The organism is Blastopirellula retiformator, from assembly GCF_007859755.1.
Classification (GTDB): Bacteria; Planctomycetota; Planctomycetia; order Pirellulales; family Pirellulaceae; genus Blastopirellula; species Blastopirellula retiformator.
Genome location: NZ_SJPF01000006.1, coordinates 215,245 through 231,278, shown reverse-complemented (window position 1 = coordinate 231,278; position 16,034 = coordinate 215,245). Strand labels below are relative to the sequence as shown.

The window sequence follows — 16,034 nt, the reverse complement described above, 5'->3', positions numbered from 1 at the left end:
AGAGCTATGCTCTGAGCCTGGCGAGGTTGGAAAATGCCACGAGGGCATTTTTCAACAGGCAGTTAAGTAACCGCTTGGGATTTTAGAACTCATGCGTATCGCAGAAATCGTCGGCAAGGTGACGCTCTCCCGCGTCCACCCCAGCTTGCAGGGCGCCCAGCTCAAACTGGCCGTTCCGCTTCTGCTTTCGCATTTGCGCGGCGAGAAGGATCCGCTCGATGATGAGTTCCTGGTGGTTTTTGACCCATCTTCGACGGGCGTCGGCGAGCAGATCGCGCTCAGCGAAGGGGGAGAAGCGGCCCAGCCGTTTTATCCCGAGTTTAAGCCGGTCGACGCCTACAACGCGGCGATCCTCGACACCGTCCATTTACGTGACCAATAACGGGCTAGTCGCCCCGCAATCGACTAGCGAACCTGTCTCCATCACCAAGCGAGCAGAGAAGCGATGACCAACGTTCACCGTATCAAGCAAGACATTTGTGAAATCGGCCGCCGGATCTACAACAAAGGATTCGCCGCCGCCAACGACGGTAACATTACCGTCCGCATCAGCGAGAACGAAATCCTCTGCACGCCGACGATGCAGTCGAAAGGCTTCTTGAAGCCGGAAGACATCGCCACGATCGACATGACCGGCAAGCAGATCGCCGGCCGCAAGCCGCGCTCCAGCGAAGCGCTGCTGCACCTGGAAATCTACCAGCGTCGCGCCGACGTGAAGAGCGTCGTCCACTGCCATCCGCCGCACGCGACCGCCTTCGCGATGGCTCGCGAACCGATTCCGCAATGCGTACTGCCGGAAGTCGAAGTCTTCTTGGGCGACGTGCCGATCACCAAGTACGAAACCCCCGGCGGCAAGGCGTTCGCCGAAACGATTCTGCCGTTCGTCGATAAGACCAACATCATGTTGCTGGCCAACCACGGTACCGTCAGCTACGGCGAAACGGTCGAGCGGGCTTACTGGTGGACCGAAATTTTGGACGCCTACTGCCGCATGCTGATCTTGGCGAAGCAGTTGGGCCGGATCGAATACTTCACCGAAGAAAAAGAACGCGAACTGCTCGACCTGAAGCAGCGTTGGGGTTGGAGCGATCCGCGGAACACCGAAGAGTACAAAGACTGCGACATCTGCGCCAACGACATCTTCCGCGACAGCTGGAAAGATTCGCTGGTCGAACGGAAGGCGTTCCCCGCTCCGCCGGCGATGGGCCCGAAGGCGCAAGCCGCTCCGCCGGTCCTGGGCGGCAACGACCAGGAAGCCCTGATCCAAGCGATCACCACCCGCGTGATGGCCGAACTGGCGAAACGCTCGTAGGCAATCGAGGGTTCCACACTAGCCCGCAGCGCAAGCAAGGGAATGCGGGCTGTTTCGGAAATGACGAATGTCTAATATCGCCACGATCATACACCCGCAAAAACACCCACCTGACACGTTGGAAGAGACATGAAAGTTAGCATCATCGGCGGCGGCGGTTTGGTTGGCTCGTGTGCGGCGTTCGCGCTGCAGTGCGGCGGCATCGCTCGCGAGATCGCGCTGCTCGATCTGAACGCCGACCTGGCCGGCGGTCACGCCCTCGACCTGTTGCACGGCACGCCCAGCGTCGCCGATCAGATCATCACCTCCGGCGGATACGAGCATATCCCCGACAGCGACGTGATCTGCATTACCGCGGGTTTGCGCCGCAAGCCGGATGAAAGCCGCTTGGACCTGATCAACCGCAACGTCGATCTCTTCCTGTCGATTCTGGATAGCGTCAAAGGCGCCGGCGTGAAGAAGGACGCGATTTGCTTCGTCGTCTCGAACCCGGTCGACATTCTGACCTACCTGGCCGCACAACGTCTCGATCTCCCGACCAGCCGCGTGATTGGTCTTGGCACGCAACTCGACACGATCCGCTTCCGCAGCCTGATCGCCCAAGAGATGAAACTGCCCCCGACGCAGGTCAAAGCCTTGATTTTGGGCGAGCATGGCGACAGCATGTTGCCAGTCTGGTCGTACGCCTCGGTGAACGGGTTGCCGCTCGACAAGTTCCCGGGCTGGAACCCCAACAAAGCGACCGAATTGTTCACCCGAACTCGCGGCAGCGGCGCCGAGGTGATCAAGAAGAAAGGTGGCGCCGGGTTCGCCGTCGGTATCGCCATCCGCGACGTGATCGAAGCGATCGCGCTCGACAAGAACCAGGTCTTGCCGGTCTCCAGCGTCCAGAATGGCTGCTACGGCATCCGCAATGTCGCCCTCAGCGTGCCGACCTTGGTGGGCCGCGAAGGTGTCGTCGGCACTTACGAGATCGACCTCTGGCCGAAAGAAGTGCAGCAACTGCGTCACAGCGGCACGGTGCTGCGTCAAACGCTGGAAACGGTGCTGAAGCGCGTCGGCGGTAACTAACGACGTCCGACTGGATAGCCGCGATAGCTCTCGCTATCGGGGCGGCGCAGCCGCAGGAAGCATCAGCCTGCGGCCAAAGAAAATCAGCGGTTTGCAACTCCGTTTGAATTGGCGGCGACTGATCCATGATCGGCCGCGGAATGACGCTTCCAACCGACTTCGTCGGCCCCGATAGCTATCGCGGCCAACCCTTAGCTCAGATCTGCGGCGTATTCCGTTGTTTGCTGACCGGCAAGTCGCCGGTGCGGGCGCCGCGGGCCGCTTCGGGACTGGTATCGATACGGATGGTGCGAGACTCGCCAGGGATGCTGACCGTCGCATTCGCCTGTTCGATCGAAGCGAGCAACTGTTGCGGTTCTAGCGAAGTCGCGTCGATCGAACGCCACTCGTTCAAGGTCTCGATCGCTTCGTCCTGCAGTCCCAGGGCCAACTGCGTTACGCTTAGCCAGCGCAGGCAAAGCGATTCGCGGCAGCCGTTGCGGTAGGCGGTTTCCAGGTAAGGGCGAGCCGCCACCCAGTTCTTTTGCGCGGCGGCTGTCGCGCCGCGAACAGCGCTGCGATACGCTTCGCGATTCGGGAAATTGACCGGCAACTGCTGCACGTGCTCCATCGCCTCGGGACGGCGGGCATATTTGACGTGCATGTCGATGATCTGACGCCGCAACCGAATCGACGTCGGATGTTCCGCCAACGCTTCGTTCAAGATCTCTTCGGCCCGCTCCGGTTCGCCCGACAGCTGCTTCGCCAGCGCGAAGCAAGAGACGGCGATCTGGTCGATGTCTTCGATGTGCCAGGTTTCGGGATTGATCTGGCCATATTTGTAGGCGGTTTCAAACGAGCGAGTCGCCAGTTCCAGCTGACCTTGCGATTGCAGGTAACCTCCCATCGCGCACAACAACTGCGCGTCGAGCGGATAGTATTCCAGCGCCGCCAGGCAGGTTTGAATTTGCTTTTCGAGCCCGTCCTCTTGTTCGTCCAGCGCAGTCAGCACCCCGTAGTAGGCTTCGAGCGATTCGGTCGAGTTCTCTTCGGCCAGTTGTCCCGCTTGTTGATAGAAGGTGAGCGCGTTTTGGTGATCGCCCAAGGCTTGCATCGCTTCGGCCATGCAGATCAACAGGCGAGCGCTCGGACCGACTTCGTGGATCTCAAGATTGACCAGCTGGACGTCGCGAACCGCCTTGCGGGTCTTGCGCTGCGGGTCATGTTCGTGGCTGCTACGGCGAATCGGAAAGGGAAGGGCGGCCAGTTGCATTTCGCACTCGGCGAGCGAAACGAGCGGCGTCTCCCGTACGCGACCTTCAAACCGAATCTTGCCGTTGTTCGGCAGCAGGCGGATCTTGCCGATCTGTTCCGACCCAATCCCGCCGGCGGTTTGCGGAACTTTGACGATCATCACGTAAGCCAGGTCGGTTTCGGCTTCCTGATCGACAAAGGCTCGTAGCTTCGGCAGATCGTCGGCGTCGAGCGTTTCGCCGGCATCGAGCCACAGCACCCAATCGCCGGTGACGTGGCTGAGGGCGAAATTGCGAGCCGCGCTGAAGCTATCTTCCCAGGGGTGGGAAATCGCCTTGGCGCCGCGAGTTTGGGCGAGCGCCAGCGTATTGTCTTGTGAGCCGGTATTAACCACGACAATCTCGTCGGCGATCGACTGAATCGAGTCGAGCGTCGTGGAAAGCGCGTCGGCCGCATCACGCACAATCATGGCGACCGAAAGTTTGCGCGGATTGGCTTCCATACTCATCGTGCGATCCATCCTTCTCGAAGCGGAACAAGCGTAGCGGGCACCGCCGGTAAAGAAGAAAACGGGCGGCTGAGGGAGAAGTGTAACGCCATAGCCCGAATGGCGACAGGGCGATTTCGCCGCGGGCACAGCAGTGCTAGCAGAGAAAATACTAGCCCGCAGCGCCAGGGCTTGTCGATTTAATCGCAAACCCAAAAATTGCAACCAATTAAGCGCCGTTACGACTTGTCGAGCGGCGCTAAGGCTGCTGCTATTTCGGAAAATTGGATTAAATCAACAGGCCCTGGCGCTGGCGGGCTAGTGTTGGGTTTTTCGCCCGATTCTACGTTGAATAGTCGGCGTTGAACTTCACGTACTCGACCGTCAGGTCGCTGGCCCAGACGCGGGCCTTGGCGTCTCCTTCGAACAGCGTCAGCTGGACGTGCGTTTCAAAGGAGCCCTTGATCGATTGCGAGACGTTCTTGGCGTCGAATTGGACCGGCGTCCCTTCCTGGTAGAGCAGGATGTCGTTCAGGCGAAGCTCCAGCTTCAGCGGGTCGAACGTAACGCCGGCATAGCCGACGGCCGAGACAATCCGTCCCCAGTTGGGGTCGCCGCCGGTGATCGCGGTCTTCACCAGCGGGCTGTCGGCCACTTCGATCGCGATCTTCTTGGCGTCATCGACGCTGGCGCATCCCTCGACGTCGATCTTGATCAGGTGCGTAGCGCCTTCGCCGTCAGCCGGAATCAGCCTAGCCATCTCTTCGCAGGCTTCTTTCATGGCGACCTGAAGCTGATCGAGCTGGGCGTCGGTAAGCGTTTCGCCCCCTTCGGCGCCGCTGGCCAATAGCAGCAGCGAGTCGTTGGTGCTCATGTGGCCATCGACCCGGATGCAGTTGAAGGTTTCGTCGGCGACCTGGCTGAGCACCGACTGGGCCTGGTCGACGCTCAGCGGTGCGTCGGTCAGCACGATGCCGAGCATCGTCGCCATGTTAGGGGCGATCATGCCGGCGCCTTTGCACATGCCGGCGATCTGGAAGGTGCGGCCATCGATGGTCACCGAACGCGACGCGATCTTCTTGCCGTTGTCGGTCGTCAGAATACCGCGGGCGGCGGCGATAAAGTCGGACGCCTCGGCGCCGGTTTGACCCGTGGCGGCGGCGATGCCGCTGCGAATCTTCTCCATCGGCAGATGCACGCCGATAATGCCGGTCGACATTACCAATACGTCGTCGGCCGAGGCGCCGATCTGCTCGGCGACGATATTGGCCATCTCGGCGCAGTCTTTCTCACCTTGCTCACCAGTGCAGGCGTTGGCGTTGCCCGAGTTGGTGATGACGGCGCGGATCTTGTCCGACGGCGTGCGGCTGCGATCCCTGCGGACCGGGGCGGCGAACACCTTGTTGGTGGTGTAAACGCCGGCGGCTGTCGCCGGGTTGTCGCAGACGATCAAGGAGATGTCTTCCTTGTTCGGATTGCGTTTCAGGCCACAGTGGACCCCAGCGAAGCGAAATCCAGCGGGAATCTTGATCTGTTGTGTGGGTTCGTCCATATCGCCGTCGCTTATCTGAATTGCAGTGGTGAGCCAAGGAAACGCCGACGCCGGCGGTTAGCAGTCCGTTGATTTTCTCGACGGACTGCGTGATCGCATGGATGCGATCCCAAAATAGCGACGTAAGTCGTTATTTTGCGAGCCGCGAAGAGCTACGCTCTGAGCCCGGCGAGGTTGAAAAATGCCGCGATGGCATTTTTCAACAGGCAGTTAGTCGACCAGAGCGGTCGTTTCCGCCAGATCATACATGATGTTGAAGTTCTGCACCGCGGCGCCTGAGGCGCCTTTGATCAAGTTGTCGATCACCGAGATCACAATGATTCGATCGTTTACGACGCGGGCCGTCAAATGGCAGTAGTTCGTGCCGCTGACGCTCTTGGTGGTCGGCAGTCCGTCAATGACCTGGACGAACGGTTCGTCGGCGTAAAACTCGCGAAGCGCGGCGATCGCCTCAGCGGTCGTTACCGGAGCCGTCGGCTTGGCGTAGCAAGTGCTGAGAATACCGCGGTCCATCGGAACCAGGTGCGGCGTAAAGATCGCGCTGCACTTCTGCCCCGAGGCCTGTTCCAGGTTCTGCTCGATCTCCGGCATGTGGCGATGCGTGCCGACGCCATAGGCCGAGAAACTCTCATTCGCCTCGCAGTAGAGGGTCCCCAGCTTGGGCGTTCGCCCAGCGCCGCTGACGCCGCTTTTGGCGTCGACCAAAATATCGGTCGGCTGGATCATGCCGTTCTTCAGCAGCGGCGCCAGGGCCAGCGTCGCAGCCGTCGGATAGCAGCCAGGGTTGGCGATCAGCTCGGCGCCGCGGATCGGGTCGCGGAACAGTTCCGGCAGACCATAGGCCGAGTTGGGCAAACGAGCCGGATCGGGATGCTTTTCGCCATACCATTTTTCGTAGACGGCGACGTCGCGCAGACGATAGTCAGCGCTGAGGTCGACCACCTTCAGGCCGCGCTCGAGCAAACTGGGGACAACGGCGGCCGACGCGGCGTGCGGCAAGCAGCCAAAGATGCAATCGCACCGCTCGGCCAGTTCGTCGAGCGACAGATTTTCGAGATGGAGATCGAGCCGCCCGGTCAGGGACGAATGAACCGACGAAACATGCGGGCGATCGTCTTGGCGGGTAGTCAGCGCCGTGATCTTGGCGCCGCGATGGCGCAGCAAAATCTTCGCTAGTTCGAATGCCGTGTATCCTGTGGCGCCAAGAATGCCAACGCGAATGGTCATGTTTCGAGCTTTCTCCAAATCGTCAAAGTCGCCGCTGGGGGTGGCGATTACTCCCAAGTTCGTTTCAGTATAAAACTTTGCGGCAATTCAGACACGGGGAGTCCCCCAAGGTTCAGGCGGCGTTTTCCTGGCCGCTTTGGCCTGCCCGTAGCGTCTGGACGAAGTTCATCAGGATGTGGTAGGTCGCACCCCACAAGAGGCGATCGCCGATCTCCAGGGCGGGGCCGGCCAGTTGCAGGCCGCGGCGGTTGACGTCGATCGTGGAGCGAATCTGCTCGTTCCAGAGTTCTCCTAGCGGCAGAAACAGGAGTTCGGCCACTTCGCGATCGCAGGGAGACCACTGGGTGATTTCGGGGCCGAACGAGACGAAGCACCGCACCCAGAAGTTGCTGACGTAGATAAAGACGGGCGAAAGCTCTCCTTGGACCTGATCCGCGGCGATCGCCACGCCGGTCTCTTCTTCAAACTCGCGGCGTGCGGCGTCCAGGGCGGTCTCTTGCGGCTCGATCATTCCGCCGGGAAGCCCGATCTGCCCCGAGTGGACGTCGCCGACGTCCGCCCGGCGCACCAGCGGAAACGACCAGACGCCATCGTGCGGAAACAGATGGATCAGCACAGAAGCCAGACGAGCGTCATGCCGCGGCGGGCCATGATGCCGGGCGTAAACCAACTGCGGGCCATAGGGACCAGGGATCGGCTGTTGGGGAAGGGTAGGGCCAAGCTGGGCGCAGAGCGATCGCGTCCATGTGGCGCTGGCGGCGTTATTGGACGCGAAAGATTTCATAGGGCGAGTCGGAGTTCTCGTCGAGCGGATAGACGCGGGGAAAATCCCAGCCTGCGAAGTCGGGGCGCGAATGGGTGTCGACTACAACGTAGCCGAAACCGTAGTCGCGGCTCAACAGCCGAACTTGCTCGCTCGAGAGCCGTTCGTACCGCATCGTCCGCCAGCGACGTTCTTTCCAGCCCAGCAAGCTAGACGCTTCCTGCGGCACATCTTTGTGGGTGACGACCTCGCTGCGCTGGGCGTTCCATTTGAACGTGCCTTGATTGAGCGGCGTCAGAAAGGCGGCGTTTGCCGGCGTGTTCGTGCGAATCCAGCGACACATCGCCAGCCACTGGTTGTAGTCGGAAACCGACGCCATATCGTCGGCGGGCGGCATCGGCGAAGCGAGCCGCGATTGGATGCGGATCCCCAAAGCGATTGTTGTCGCCGCCAACACGATCGCCAGCGACGCCCGGCGAACGAGCGTGCGACGATCCTCTTCGGTGACGACAAACAGCCGCCAGCCGACGCTGAAGGCGAGCCCAAGCGGAACAGCGACGTCGCTCAGCCGGAACCAATAGAAGCGGAGCAGTTTCGCTGCGAGACCAAAATTCCCCAGCCAGTAGCAGAAGACCTGGTCAATCACGACGCCGCAGACGGCGATCAGCAGACTGCCAATCACAAACGCGTTGATCAACTGCAAGGGGCGCTGCCGCCGCGTCGACCAGGCGAAGATCGCCCAACCGGCGGTTACGGTCGCAAAGCAAAGCTGCCGCAGCGAATCCATACGGTGGACGACTAGGTGATGCGGCAAGCGGTAAAAAACGTACAGCTGGTGGGCTTCCGTCTGCATTTCGTCGGGCAGACCGGCGGTCAACAGCAGCGCCGGGACCAGCCCCAGCAGCGAGATAAGTCCGCCTCCCATCAATCCGGTCAGCATCGGGTAGAGGGGCGTCGACTTTCGCCCGATCAAAACCCAGGCGACAAACAACGCCACTACCGACCAGCCGCCGACCAAAATATGAAACGCACTAGCGCCTCCCAGCGATACCCAGGCCGGATTCCAACGATTTCGTAGGGCTAGCGCTAGAGCCAGCAACACAAACGGATAGGCGAACGTTTTTCCTTCGACCCCGCCGACCAACCATTCGCCGGCGAGATGGCCATAGTGCATGGTCGCCAGCCAGATCGCGGCGGTAGCGATGCTGCACAAGCGGCGAGGAATGAGCGTGAAGCTGAGATATCGCCACGCGGCGGCCAGCGCCAGCCATGAGATCAACCGGCCGATCCAGGCCACGACCGGCAGCGGAAACAGCAGCGTCAACGAACCAAGCGTCCAGTAGAAGGTGTAATGAGCGCCAGGCGCGGACAAGAAAAAATCGTTTTTCAGCCAGTCTGGGTTCCAGTAGTGCTTCGCCTTGCACAGATAGTGCGGCTCATTGACCTCGGGCCCCAGCGTCGCCACATAGAGGGCGAAGATCAGCGTGATCGCCGCCGTTTCGAGCAGAAACGAGCGCCAGTCGCCCGGCTGAACCGGGGCGGGAGAAGTTTCTGCAGGAGTCGCCATGTTCATGATGGGGCCGCATCAGGCGGGCTGGCGATGCGCTACGGAGGGGGGAAGGAGGAGTCGAAGAACCTGTATCAGGCTAATTGCTCGCTGGGAGCCTCGCAAACGCCTCGATTGCCGGCGTAGCGTTTCCCTTGCCAAGTGTCGCGACCCTCGAGACGATCGGCGATCGTCTTCAGCGCGGTCGGCTTGTCCAGGCACCACGACGGACCGACGAAATAATCAGGCGGGGCGTCGCCGATGGTCCGTTCGACCAGCATGTCGGGCGGAAGCAGTTCGAGAAAGTCGACCAACGTCGACGCGTACTCGTCCAACTCCATCAGACGAACTTCGCCGGCGGCGACCTGATCGGCCAGCGGCGTCTTCTTCACGCAGTAGAGATTGTGGATTTTGACCGATTGGATCGGCGAGTCGGCGATCGCCTTAGCGGTCGCCATCATGTCTTCGTGCGTTTCGCCGGGGAGGCCCAGCATCACGTGAGCGCAGATCTCGAAGCCGAGCCCCTGGCTGCGCTCGATCGCGTCGTAGTAGGCGTCGACATGGTGCCCGCGGTTCATCCAGTCGAGCGAGCGATTGTGGATTGTCTGCAGGCCATACTCGACCGTCAGGTAGGTTCGCTCGGCCATTTCGGCCAGCAGGTCCATCACCGGCGGCGGGACGCAGTCGGGACGGGTACCGATCGCCATACCGACCACTTTTTCATGCGAGACCGCCTGTTCGTAGAGCGGACGGAGTCGTTCGACCGGAGCGTAGGTGTTGGTCGCCGGCTGGAAATAGGCGATGAATCGCTCCACTTTGTACCGCATCTTCAGGCGGCGAATGCCGTCGTCGATTTGATCGGTGATCTTGCGGATCGGGACGCGGCGGCTGGGGCTAAAGCTACGATTGTCACAGAACGTACAACCACCCTTGGCGACGGTACCATCCACATTGGGGCAAGTAAATTTCGCGTCAACGCTAACTTTTTGAATTCGTTGGCCAAACTTCTTGCGGAGAAAGAAGTTATACGAATAGTAGCGATGCCCTGCGAGTCGCCAGTCTGGTGTTTTTAGGGGGGGAGTTACGACCAACGGATTGTTGACTGCAATTGTTTAGTTGTTAGAGTGATCCGTAAGGCCAATAATCATCTTATCTTAAATCATTTTCGTCGTGGGCCAAGGGACGAAAGAGAACAGAGGCAAACATCTATGTTTGGAGAGCTCATTCCTGTGGGCGGGGGGGATCCGATTCCCCTGCTGAAGAAAAGCTTGTTGGTAGGACGACGAGAGACCTGCGACATCGTGCTCCGATTCGCCAACGTTTCTTCGAACCACTGCCAATTGTACGTAAGCAAGGGTTATTGGTACGTTCTCGACCAAAACAGCCGCAACGGCACCAAGGTCAACAAAGAACGGGTCCAGACCGGCGAGAAGCGGATCGATCCAAGCGACAAGATCGCGATCGCCAAGCATGTTTACGAACTGAAATACGATCCTGCCGAGTTGGGCGCCGTCGGGCCGCCGCCAGCAGATGAAAATGTAATGGAAGACATTCTCAGCAAGTCGCTGCTGGAACGAGCCGGCATCAATAGCAGCAATCGCCGCTTTGGCGGCGACTAGACGCTGCCGAATGCAGGGCAACCCAAATACGAGACTAGCCTCGCCTGCGTGCGAGGCTTTTTTCGTTCGAACCCTACCACTCGTTCATGAGATACAGCGACTGCCCGGCGGCACATTCTACGGCCAACTCGACGATGGGCGTCATCAATCGGCGGGCATCGGCCGGGTCCCAGTCGTCATAAAGCCGCTCGCCGTCAACATTGTGCGTGTAGTCGGGCGTCGACATCCGCGCGGCCCAAGCTTGCGCAAGATCCCCGAGTTCCGGCTCATCGGCGGTCCGCAGATGATCGACAAAACGAGCGGGGAATTGATTCAAACAAGCGGAGAAGAGGGGATGGGCGTAAAGCGGAATTTCCAGCTCGACTTCCAATTCACCCAAGTCGGCGGCGACCAGCGGCTCCAGCTCGCAATTGGTCAGCCCTTTGCTGCAGCGGTGCGGCAGCGCTCGGACCACCGACGGAAGGCGGCTTTCTAGATAGCTTTGAAAATCCCCTTCGATCGCCACGACCTGGGGCGACTGCTGGTCGACCAGATCGGGATCGAAGTCGTCCCAGTCGGGCTCTTGCGAAGTGACGGTGTGCGCTTCGCGGGTATAGGGATTGATCTGCGTGCGAACGACCGGGTCCGGAAGCGGCGGCTTCCAGCCGGGGAACGCGGCGGGCAATTCATTCGGCTTGCAGAGAAAGTAAGTCGAATAGATCGCCATGATGGTCGCCTTTGGCGAAGGAGTGCAGTCGACTAGTCCTTGTCGTCACCTTCTTTGTCGTCGTCATCCTCCTCCTCCTTCTCTTCATCCTCCTTCTCTTGTTCGTCCTCTTCGAAGAAGTCGGCGTCGTCGTCATCGCTATCGTTGTCGTCGCCCAAGAGGTTGTCGTCGAAGCCGTCGCCCAGTTCTTCCTGGTCTTCGAAATCCTCAAAGTCTTCGTCGAAATCGTCATCGAAGTCGTCGTCGTCAAACGAATCGTAGTCATCCACGTCGCCGTCGTCCGACAGGTCGGCGGTGATTTCGGGGGGCGCTTCGTGCATGGGATCGGCTTCCAAGGGGGAAGCGACGGGGAAAACGAGCGACATGGAGAAAACCTACCAGGATTTCGCAGAGGATAAAAACTGCCTACGCGACTCAAAGGGACGATTTTGCACGGACTTACGCCAAACCGTCAACAGGAGTGACGCCCAGGAAGGCCGCATTTTTTTCACGATATTTCGATCCGCCATGAACCTTTCGCCTTCTGCGCGGTATCTATAGTGTATAGAATACACTAACAAAACGCTGGAGGCGAAACTGATGTTGCCCACCGTATATCGCGGGTCGCTAGCCCTTCTGACCGACCTTTATCAATTGACGATGGCCTATGGCTATTGGAAACGCCGGCGTGCCGATCGCTTGGCGACATTCCATCTCTTTTTCCGGAAGTTGCCGTTTGAGGGGGGATATGCCGTCGCGGCTGGACTGGGGCTGGCGATCGACTACCTGCGTCAATTTCGCTTTGATGACGAAGATCTGAGCTACCTGGCGACGCTGCGGGGCAATGACGATCGCCCGCTGTTTGAGGAAGGGTTCTTCGATTATCTCGCCCAGCTTCGCTTTAACGGCGATCTGGAAGCGGTCGCCGAAGGAACTGTTGTATTTCCGAACCAGCCGCTCGTGCGGGTCACCGCGCCGCTCTTGGTGGCTCAATTGCTCGAAACCCCACTACTGAACCTGATCAACTTCTCGACCTTGATCGCCACCAAGTCGGCCCGCATTTGCCAGGCCGCCCAAGGGGAATCGGTCCTGGAGTTTGGTCTGAGAAGAGCCCAAGGGATCGATGGCGGTTTGACGGGCGCCAGGGCGGCGTTCATCGGCGGGGCCGGAGCGACGTCGAATGTGCTGGCCGGCAAGATTTTGGGGATTCCGGTTCGCGGCACGCATGCCCATAGCTGGGTGATGGCGTATGGAGACGAGCCGCAAGCATTCGCCGAATATGCCGAGGCGATGCCCAACAACTGCGTCTTCCTGGTCGACACCTATGACACGCTCGAAGGGGTGCGTCATGCGATCGAAGCGGGAAAGGAACTGCGACAACGCGGCCACAAGATGGTTGGCATTCGACTCGACTCGGGCGACTTGGCCTACTTGAGCAGCGAGGCTCGGCGGATGCTCGACGAGGCAGGCTTCCCCGAGGCGGCGATCGTCGGCAGCAGCGATCTGGACGAATATGTGATCCAAAGTTTGAAACAGCAAGGCGCCAAGATTTCGGTCTGGGGCGTTGGCACACGACTGGCGACCGCCTACGACCAGCCGGCGCTCGGCGGCGTTTACAAACTGGCGGCGATCCAAAACGAGCAAGGAGAATGGGAGCGACGGATCAAGCTCTCGGAGCAACGGATCAAGACGACCATTCCGGGGCGGCTGCAAGTCAAACGTTACTCGCGTGATGGCCGCGTCGTCGGCGACTTGATGTATGACGAACTTCTGGGCGAGCCCAACGAGAAGGTAATCATCGACCCGGCCGATCCGGCTCGCCGCAAAAAGCTCTCGGCGGCGATGGAGTGCGAAACGTTACTGCAACCAATCGTGCGGCAGGGCGAGATCGTTTACCAATCGCCGACGCTGGCCGAGATGCAGGCCCGCACGCAAACCGAACTGGCGCGCTTTCACCCGAGCGTCCGCCGGCTACTCAATCCGCACGGTTATCCGGTGGGACTCGATCGGAAACTGTACCGCGAGCGAGAACGGATGATCCAGGCGGCACGCGGCTTGGAACAGGAGGATTAAGTCATGTCGTTTGTCTACGAATATGCCCGCCCGTCGGTGACGGTCGACTGCGTCGTTTTCGGCCTGGATGACGACGGGCTGAAGATCTTGTTGATTCAGCGCGACGCGCCGCCGTTTGAAGGAGGCTGGGCGCTGCCGGGCGGTTTCGTCGAAATGGAGGAATCGCTTGATCAGGCGGCCCTTCGCGAACTGCAGGAAGAGACCGGCGTCCACGAGCTGTTCCTGGAACAGCTTTATACGTTTGGCGCCGTCGATCGCGATCCGCGGACGCGGGTGATCACGGTCGCCTACTACGCGCTCGTCAATCTGAAAGATCACAAGCTGGAAGCGGCGACCGACGCCCGAGCGGCGGCCTGGTTCGAGCTGGACGATCTGCCGACCCTGGCGTTTGACCATGCCGACATTCTGCAGATGGCGCAAGAGCGACTGCAGGGCAAGGTTCGCTATCAACCGATTGGGTTCGAGCTATTGCCGGAGAAGTTCTCGCTGCGGCAGTTGCAGCGGATGTACGAAATCGTGTTAGGGCGGCCGCTCGACAAACGCAACTTCCGCAAGAAGGCGCTGAGTCTGGGGGTGCTGGAAGACTTGAACGAAGTGGAGCGAGACGTTTCGCATCGAGCGGCGCGGCTCTATCGCTTTGATCGCGAGAAGTACCAGCAGTTGGTCAAGAACGGATTTCACTTTGAGTTGTAAGGGGCAGTAACCATGCGGGCATTACTATTGGTCGACGTGCAAAACGATTTTCTCCCCGGCGGTAGTCTAGCGGTTCCCGAGGGAGACCAGATCATTCCGGTGATCAGCGACTGCATCGATCGCTTTGATGTGGTGGTCGCCACCAAAGATTGGCACCCGGCCGAGCATGAGAGTTTCGCCAGTCAGCATTTTGGCCAGGCGATTGGCGATCAGATTGACCTGCATGGGCTGCCGCAGATCTTGTGGCCCGACCACTGCGTGCAGCACTCGGCGGGAAGTGAGTTTGCCGAAAATCTGGACGCCGCCGCGATTGATCATGTCATCTACAAAGGGGATGACCCGCAGGTCGACAGCTATAGCGGTTTTTTTGATAACGATCGCCGGCACGCCACCGGATTGCATGCGTGGCTGCTGGCGAAAGGGGTAACGGCAGTCTACGTCGCCGGTCTGGCGACCGACTACTGCGTCAAATTTACGGCGCTCGACGCGATTGATCTCGGCTATCAGGTCTATCTGATCACCGACGCGTGTCGCGGCGTCAATTTACAACCAGGCGATGTGACCGCCGCCCTGAAGCAGATGGAAGCGAGCGGCGTCGTGCTGGTTAACAGTACAGACATATAAGTTGGAAATGGAAAGAAACATGGATGCGAAACAGCTCAAGTCAACGAGCAAATTCTTAAGTCTGGTGCTGCGGCATCAGCCCGATAAGATCGGAGTTGAACTCGACGAGCAAGGTTGGATCGACGTCGAGACGTTACTGGCGGCGATCAATCGCAGCGGGAAGCGTGTAACGCGCGAGCAATTAAATGAAGTCGTGGAGACGAACGACAAACGGCGTTTTCAATTCTCCGGAGATGGCGCCCAAATTCGAGCCACCCAGGGACACTCCGTCGAAGTCGATCTCGGCTATCAACCGGCGACGCCGCCGGAGTTCCTGTTGCACGGAACGCCGGAACGTTCGGTCGCGATCATCCTGGAGACCGGGCTCAAGAAGATGGCCCGCCATCATGTTCACTTGCATCACGATCAAGCGACCGCCAGCGCCGTCGGTCAGCGCCGCGGCAAGCCTATCTTGTTGCAGATCGCGGCGGGACGGATGCACGCCGACGGCTATCTGTTTTATGTGACGCCGAACGAGGTGTGGCTGACCGACGAGGTTCCGCCGCAGTATTTGAGTCTTTTGGAAGTGGCCAGCGGATGAACGAGCAAGGCAAAGTCGTTGCGGTCTGCGTCTCCGCCTCTGGTGGAATCCCGCGCTATGCGACTAGCGTGGTCGAACTGACGCCGCAGGGCGTGGTTGGCGACAAGCATCGCTATATCGAACATGAGACGAACGAGCGGGCGGTTAGCCTGTTTGACGCCGAGATGTACGAGCGGCTTCTGATCGACGGGCAATCGCCGCCACCGGGGAGCGTGGGAGAAAACGTCACGGTGTGCGGGCTCGGCCTAGCCAACTTGCCGGAGGGAACCGAGATCGCCTTGGGGGACGCCGTCGTTCGCCTGACGCGGCCGTGGGCGCCCTGTTACGCCCAGCATCCAGAGTCGGGAAAGACGCAGCCGAACGACGAAAAGCTATCGGGCTGGTTTGCGATGGTCACCCGAGCGGCGAGGGTCGCCGTTGGTGACGTCGCGAACGTCTCTTAACCTTTTTTGCATTTTGTGGTGATCTGTCCGCGCTTTCTCGCGAATGGCAAGTACAATTGCCGATTGCCTTGCGACGTTTTTCGGTTGCACGGCATGGCTGCGAATCGCTCGTTGAGGCTTCGATTC

General features: G+C 59.8%; 17 protein-coding genes. 9 read left to right on the top strand and 8 right to left on the bottom strand.

What is annotated here, in order from left to right; genetic code table 11:
• The first annotated feature begins 91 nt into the window (after positions 1–91).
• The 3 genes from Enr8_RS22850 (at position 92) to Enr8_RS22840 (ending at position 2,383) form a co-directional block, all read left to right on the top strand.
• Positions 92–382 carry a EutN/CcmL family microcompartment protein gene (locus tag Enr8_RS22850; RefSeq protein ID WP_146436198.1) on the top strand — a complete coding sequence of 97 codons (291 nt, stop codon included), beginning with the start codon at positions 92–94 and terminating at the stop codon, positions 380–382.
• Positions 383–445: 63 nt separating this feature from the next.
• A complete protein-coding gene (locus Enr8_RS22845) occupies positions 446–1,312 on the top strand; it encodes a class II aldolase/adducin family protein (RefSeq protein ID WP_146436196.1) in 867 nt (288 codons plus the stop codon).
• Positions 1,313–1,441: 129 nt separating this feature from the next.
• Positions 1,442–2,383 carry a lactate/malate dehydrogenase family protein gene (locus Enr8_RS22840; protein WP_146436194.1) on the top strand — a complete coding sequence of 314 codons (942 nt, stop codon included), beginning with the start codon at positions 1,442–1,444 and terminating at the stop codon, positions 2,381–2,383.
• A 196-nt stretch (positions 2,384–2,579) separates the two neighbouring features.
• Here the strand turns inward: Enr8_RS22840 and Enr8_RS22835 are convergent, their stop codons facing one another.
• The 6 genes from Enr8_RS22835 to Enr8_RS22810 all read right to left on the bottom strand — a co-directional run bounded on the left by Enr8_RS22835 (position 2,580) and on the right by Enr8_RS22810 (position 10,282).
• Positions 2,580–4,124 (bottom strand): tetratricopeptide repeat-containing glycosyltransferase family 2 protein, encoded by a 1,545-nt coding sequence (locus Enr8_RS22835; protein WP_186767818.1) that lies wholly within the window; start codon positions 4,122–4,124, stop codon positions 2,580–2,582.
• 322 nt (positions 4,125–4,446) lie between these two features.
• A complete protein-coding gene (gene argJ, locus Enr8_RS22830) occupies positions 4,447–5,655 on the bottom strand; it encodes a bifunctional glutamate N-acetyltransferase/amino-acid acetyltransferase ArgJ (RefSeq protein WP_146436189.1) in 1,209 nt (402 codons plus the stop codon).
• A gap of 210 nt (positions 5,656–5,865) precedes the next feature.
• Positions 5,866–6,882 carry an N-acetyl-gamma-glutamyl-phosphate reductase gene (gene argC, locus Enr8_RS22825; RefSeq protein ID WP_146436187.1) on the bottom strand — a complete coding sequence of 339 codons (1,017 nt, stop codon included), beginning with the start codon at positions 6,880–6,882 and terminating at the stop codon, positions 5,866–5,868.
• A 112-nt stretch (positions 6,883–6,994) separates the two neighbouring features.
• The gene (locus Enr8_RS22820; RefSeq protein WP_146436185.1) at positions 6,995–7,666 is read right to left on the bottom strand and encodes an NUDIX hydrolase; all 672 of its coding nucleotides are present in this window, start codon (positions 7,664–7,666) and stop codon (positions 6,995–6,997) included.
• A complete protein-coding gene (locus tag Enr8_RS22815; protein ID WP_146436183.1) occupies positions 7,644–9,212 on the bottom strand; it encodes a DUF6798 domain-containing protein in 1,569 nt (522 codons plus the stop codon). Before Enr8_RS22815 ends, Enr8_RS22820 begins: the two co-directional genes overlap by 23 nt.
• A 74-nt stretch (positions 9,213–9,286) precedes the next feature.
• The gene (locus tag Enr8_RS22810) at positions 9,287–10,282 is read right to left on the bottom strand and encodes a TIGR01212 family radical SAM protein (RefSeq protein ID WP_146436181.1); all 996 of its coding nucleotides are present in this window, start codon (positions 10,280–10,282) and stop codon (positions 9,287–9,289) included.
• Between the two features lie 117 nt (positions 10,283–10,399).
• Here Enr8_RS22810 and Enr8_RS22805 point away from each other — a divergent pair, with 117 nt between their 5' ends.
• A complete protein-coding gene (locus tag Enr8_RS22805) occupies positions 10,400–10,810 on the top strand; it encodes an FHA domain-containing protein (protein ID WP_146436179.1) in 411 nt (136 codons plus the stop codon).
• Between the two features lie 73 nt (positions 10,811–10,883).
• Here Enr8_RS22805 and Enr8_RS22800 read toward each other — a convergent pair whose 3' ends face one another.
• Both Enr8_RS22800 and Enr8_RS25610 read right to left on the bottom strand, forming a co-directional pair.
• Positions 10,884–11,516 carry a hypothetical protein gene (locus tag Enr8_RS22800; RefSeq protein WP_146436177.1) on the bottom strand — a complete coding sequence of 211 codons (633 nt, stop codon included), beginning with the start codon at positions 11,514–11,516 and terminating at the stop codon, positions 10,884–10,886.
• Positions 11,517–11,548: 32 nt separating this feature from the next.
• On the bottom strand, positions 11,549–11,881 hold the full coding sequence (locus tag Enr8_RS25610) for a hypothetical protein (RefSeq protein WP_222434927.1): 333 nt from the start codon (positions 11,879–11,881) through the stop codon (positions 11,549–11,551).
• 214 nt (positions 11,882–12,095) lie between these two features.
• Between Enr8_RS25610 and Enr8_RS22790 the strand changes: the two genes are divergently transcribed.
• From Enr8_RS22790 to Enr8_RS22770, 5 genes are read left to right on the top strand one after another with little or no spacing between them, the layout of a single operon-like run.
• On the top strand, positions 12,096–13,568 hold the full coding sequence (locus Enr8_RS22790; protein WP_146436175.1) for a nicotinate phosphoribosyltransferase: 1,473 nt from the start codon (positions 12,096–12,098) through the stop codon (positions 13,566–13,568).
• Positions 13,569–13,571: 3 nt separating this feature from the next.
• Complete coding sequence (locus Enr8_RS22785) at positions 13,572–14,261, top strand: NUDIX hydrolase (RefSeq protein WP_146436173.1); 690 nt, start codon at positions 13,572–13,574, stop codon at positions 14,259–14,261.
• A 12-nt stretch (positions 14,262–14,273) separates the two neighbouring features.
• Positions 14,274–14,885 (top strand): bifunctional nicotinamidase/pyrazinamidase, encoded by a 612-nt coding sequence (gene pncA / locus Enr8_RS22780; RefSeq protein ID WP_146436171.1) that lies wholly within the window; start codon positions 14,274–14,276, stop codon positions 14,883–14,885.
• Positions 14,886–14,904: 19 nt separating this feature from the next.
• Complete coding sequence (locus Enr8_RS22775; protein ID WP_146436169.1) at positions 14,905–15,465, top strand: RNA 2'-phosphotransferase; 561 nt, start codon at positions 14,905–14,907, stop codon at positions 15,463–15,465.
• Complete coding sequence (locus Enr8_RS22770; protein ID WP_146436167.1) at positions 15,462–15,908, top strand: MOSC domain-containing protein; 447 nt, start codon at positions 15,462–15,464, stop codon at positions 15,906–15,908. The genes Enr8_RS22775 and Enr8_RS22770 overlap by 4 nt, the downstream gene beginning before the upstream one ends.
• The last annotated feature ends 126 nt before the right edge of the window (positions 15,909–16,034 follow it).

What these genes read in the sequence shown, in the direction of transcription:
- Enr8_RS22850 (WP_146436198.1), top strand. Translation starts at nt 92, where the DNA reads ATGCGTATCGCAGAAATCGTCGGCAAGGTGACGCTCTCCCGCGTCCAC.
- Enr8_RS22845 (WP_146436196.1), top strand. Translation starts at nt 446, where the DNA reads ATGACCAACGTTCACCGTATCAAGCAAGACATTTGTGAAATCGGCCGC.
- Enr8_RS22840 (WP_146436194.1), top strand. Translation starts at nt 1,442, where the DNA reads ATGAAAGTTAGCATCATCGGCGGCGGCGGTTTGGTTGGCTCGTGTGCG.
- Enr8_RS22835 (WP_186767818.1), bottom strand. Translation starts at nt 4,124, where the DNA reads ATGAGTATGGAAGCCAATCCGCGCAAACTTTCGGTCGCCATGATTGTG.
- argJ (WP_146436189.1), bottom strand. Translation starts at nt 5,655, where the DNA reads ATGGACGAACCCACACAACAGATCAAGATTCCCGCTGGATTTCGCTTC.
- argC (WP_146436187.1), bottom strand. Translation starts at nt 6,882, where the DNA reads ATGACCATTCGCGTTGGCATTCTTGGCGCCACAGGATACACGGCATTC.
- Enr8_RS22820 (WP_146436185.1), bottom strand. Translation starts at nt 7,666, where the DNA reads ATGAAATCTTTCGCGTCCAATAACGCCGCCAGCGCCACATGGACGCGA.
- Enr8_RS22815 (WP_146436183.1), bottom strand. Translation starts at nt 9,212, where the DNA reads ATGGCGACTCCTGCAGAAACTTCTCCCGCCCCGGTTCAGCCGGGCGAC.
- Enr8_RS22805 (WP_146436179.1), top strand. Translation starts at nt 10,400, where the DNA reads ATGTTTGGAGAGCTCATTCCTGTGGGCGGGGGGGATCCGATTCCCCTG.
- Enr8_RS22800 (WP_146436177.1), bottom strand. Translation starts at nt 11,516, where the DNA reads ATGGCGATCTATTCGACTTACTTTCTCTGCAAGCCGAATGAATTGCCC.
- Enr8_RS25610 (WP_222434927.1), bottom strand. Translation starts at nt 11,881, where the DNA reads ATGTCGCTCGTTTTCCCCGTCGCTTCCCCCTTGGAAGCCGATCCCATG.
- Enr8_RS22790 (WP_146436175.1), top strand. Translation starts at nt 12,096, where the DNA reads ATGTTGCCCACCGTATATCGCGGGTCGCTAGCCCTTCTGACCGACCTT.
- Enr8_RS22785 (WP_146436173.1), top strand. Translation starts at nt 13,572, where the DNA reads ATGTCGTTTGTCTACGAATATGCCCGCCCGTCGGTGACGGTCGACTGC.
- pncA (WP_146436171.1), top strand. Translation starts at nt 14,274, where the DNA reads ATGCGGGCATTACTATTGGTCGACGTGCAAAACGATTTTCTCCCCGGC.
- Enr8_RS22775 (WP_146436169.1), top strand. Translation starts at nt 14,905, where the DNA reads ATGGATGCGAAACAGCTCAAGTCAACGAGCAAATTCTTAAGTCTGGTG.
- Enr8_RS22770 (WP_146436167.1), top strand. Translation starts at nt 15,462, where the DNA reads ATGAACGAGCAAGGCAAAGTCGTTGCGGTCTGCGTCTCCGCCTCTGGT.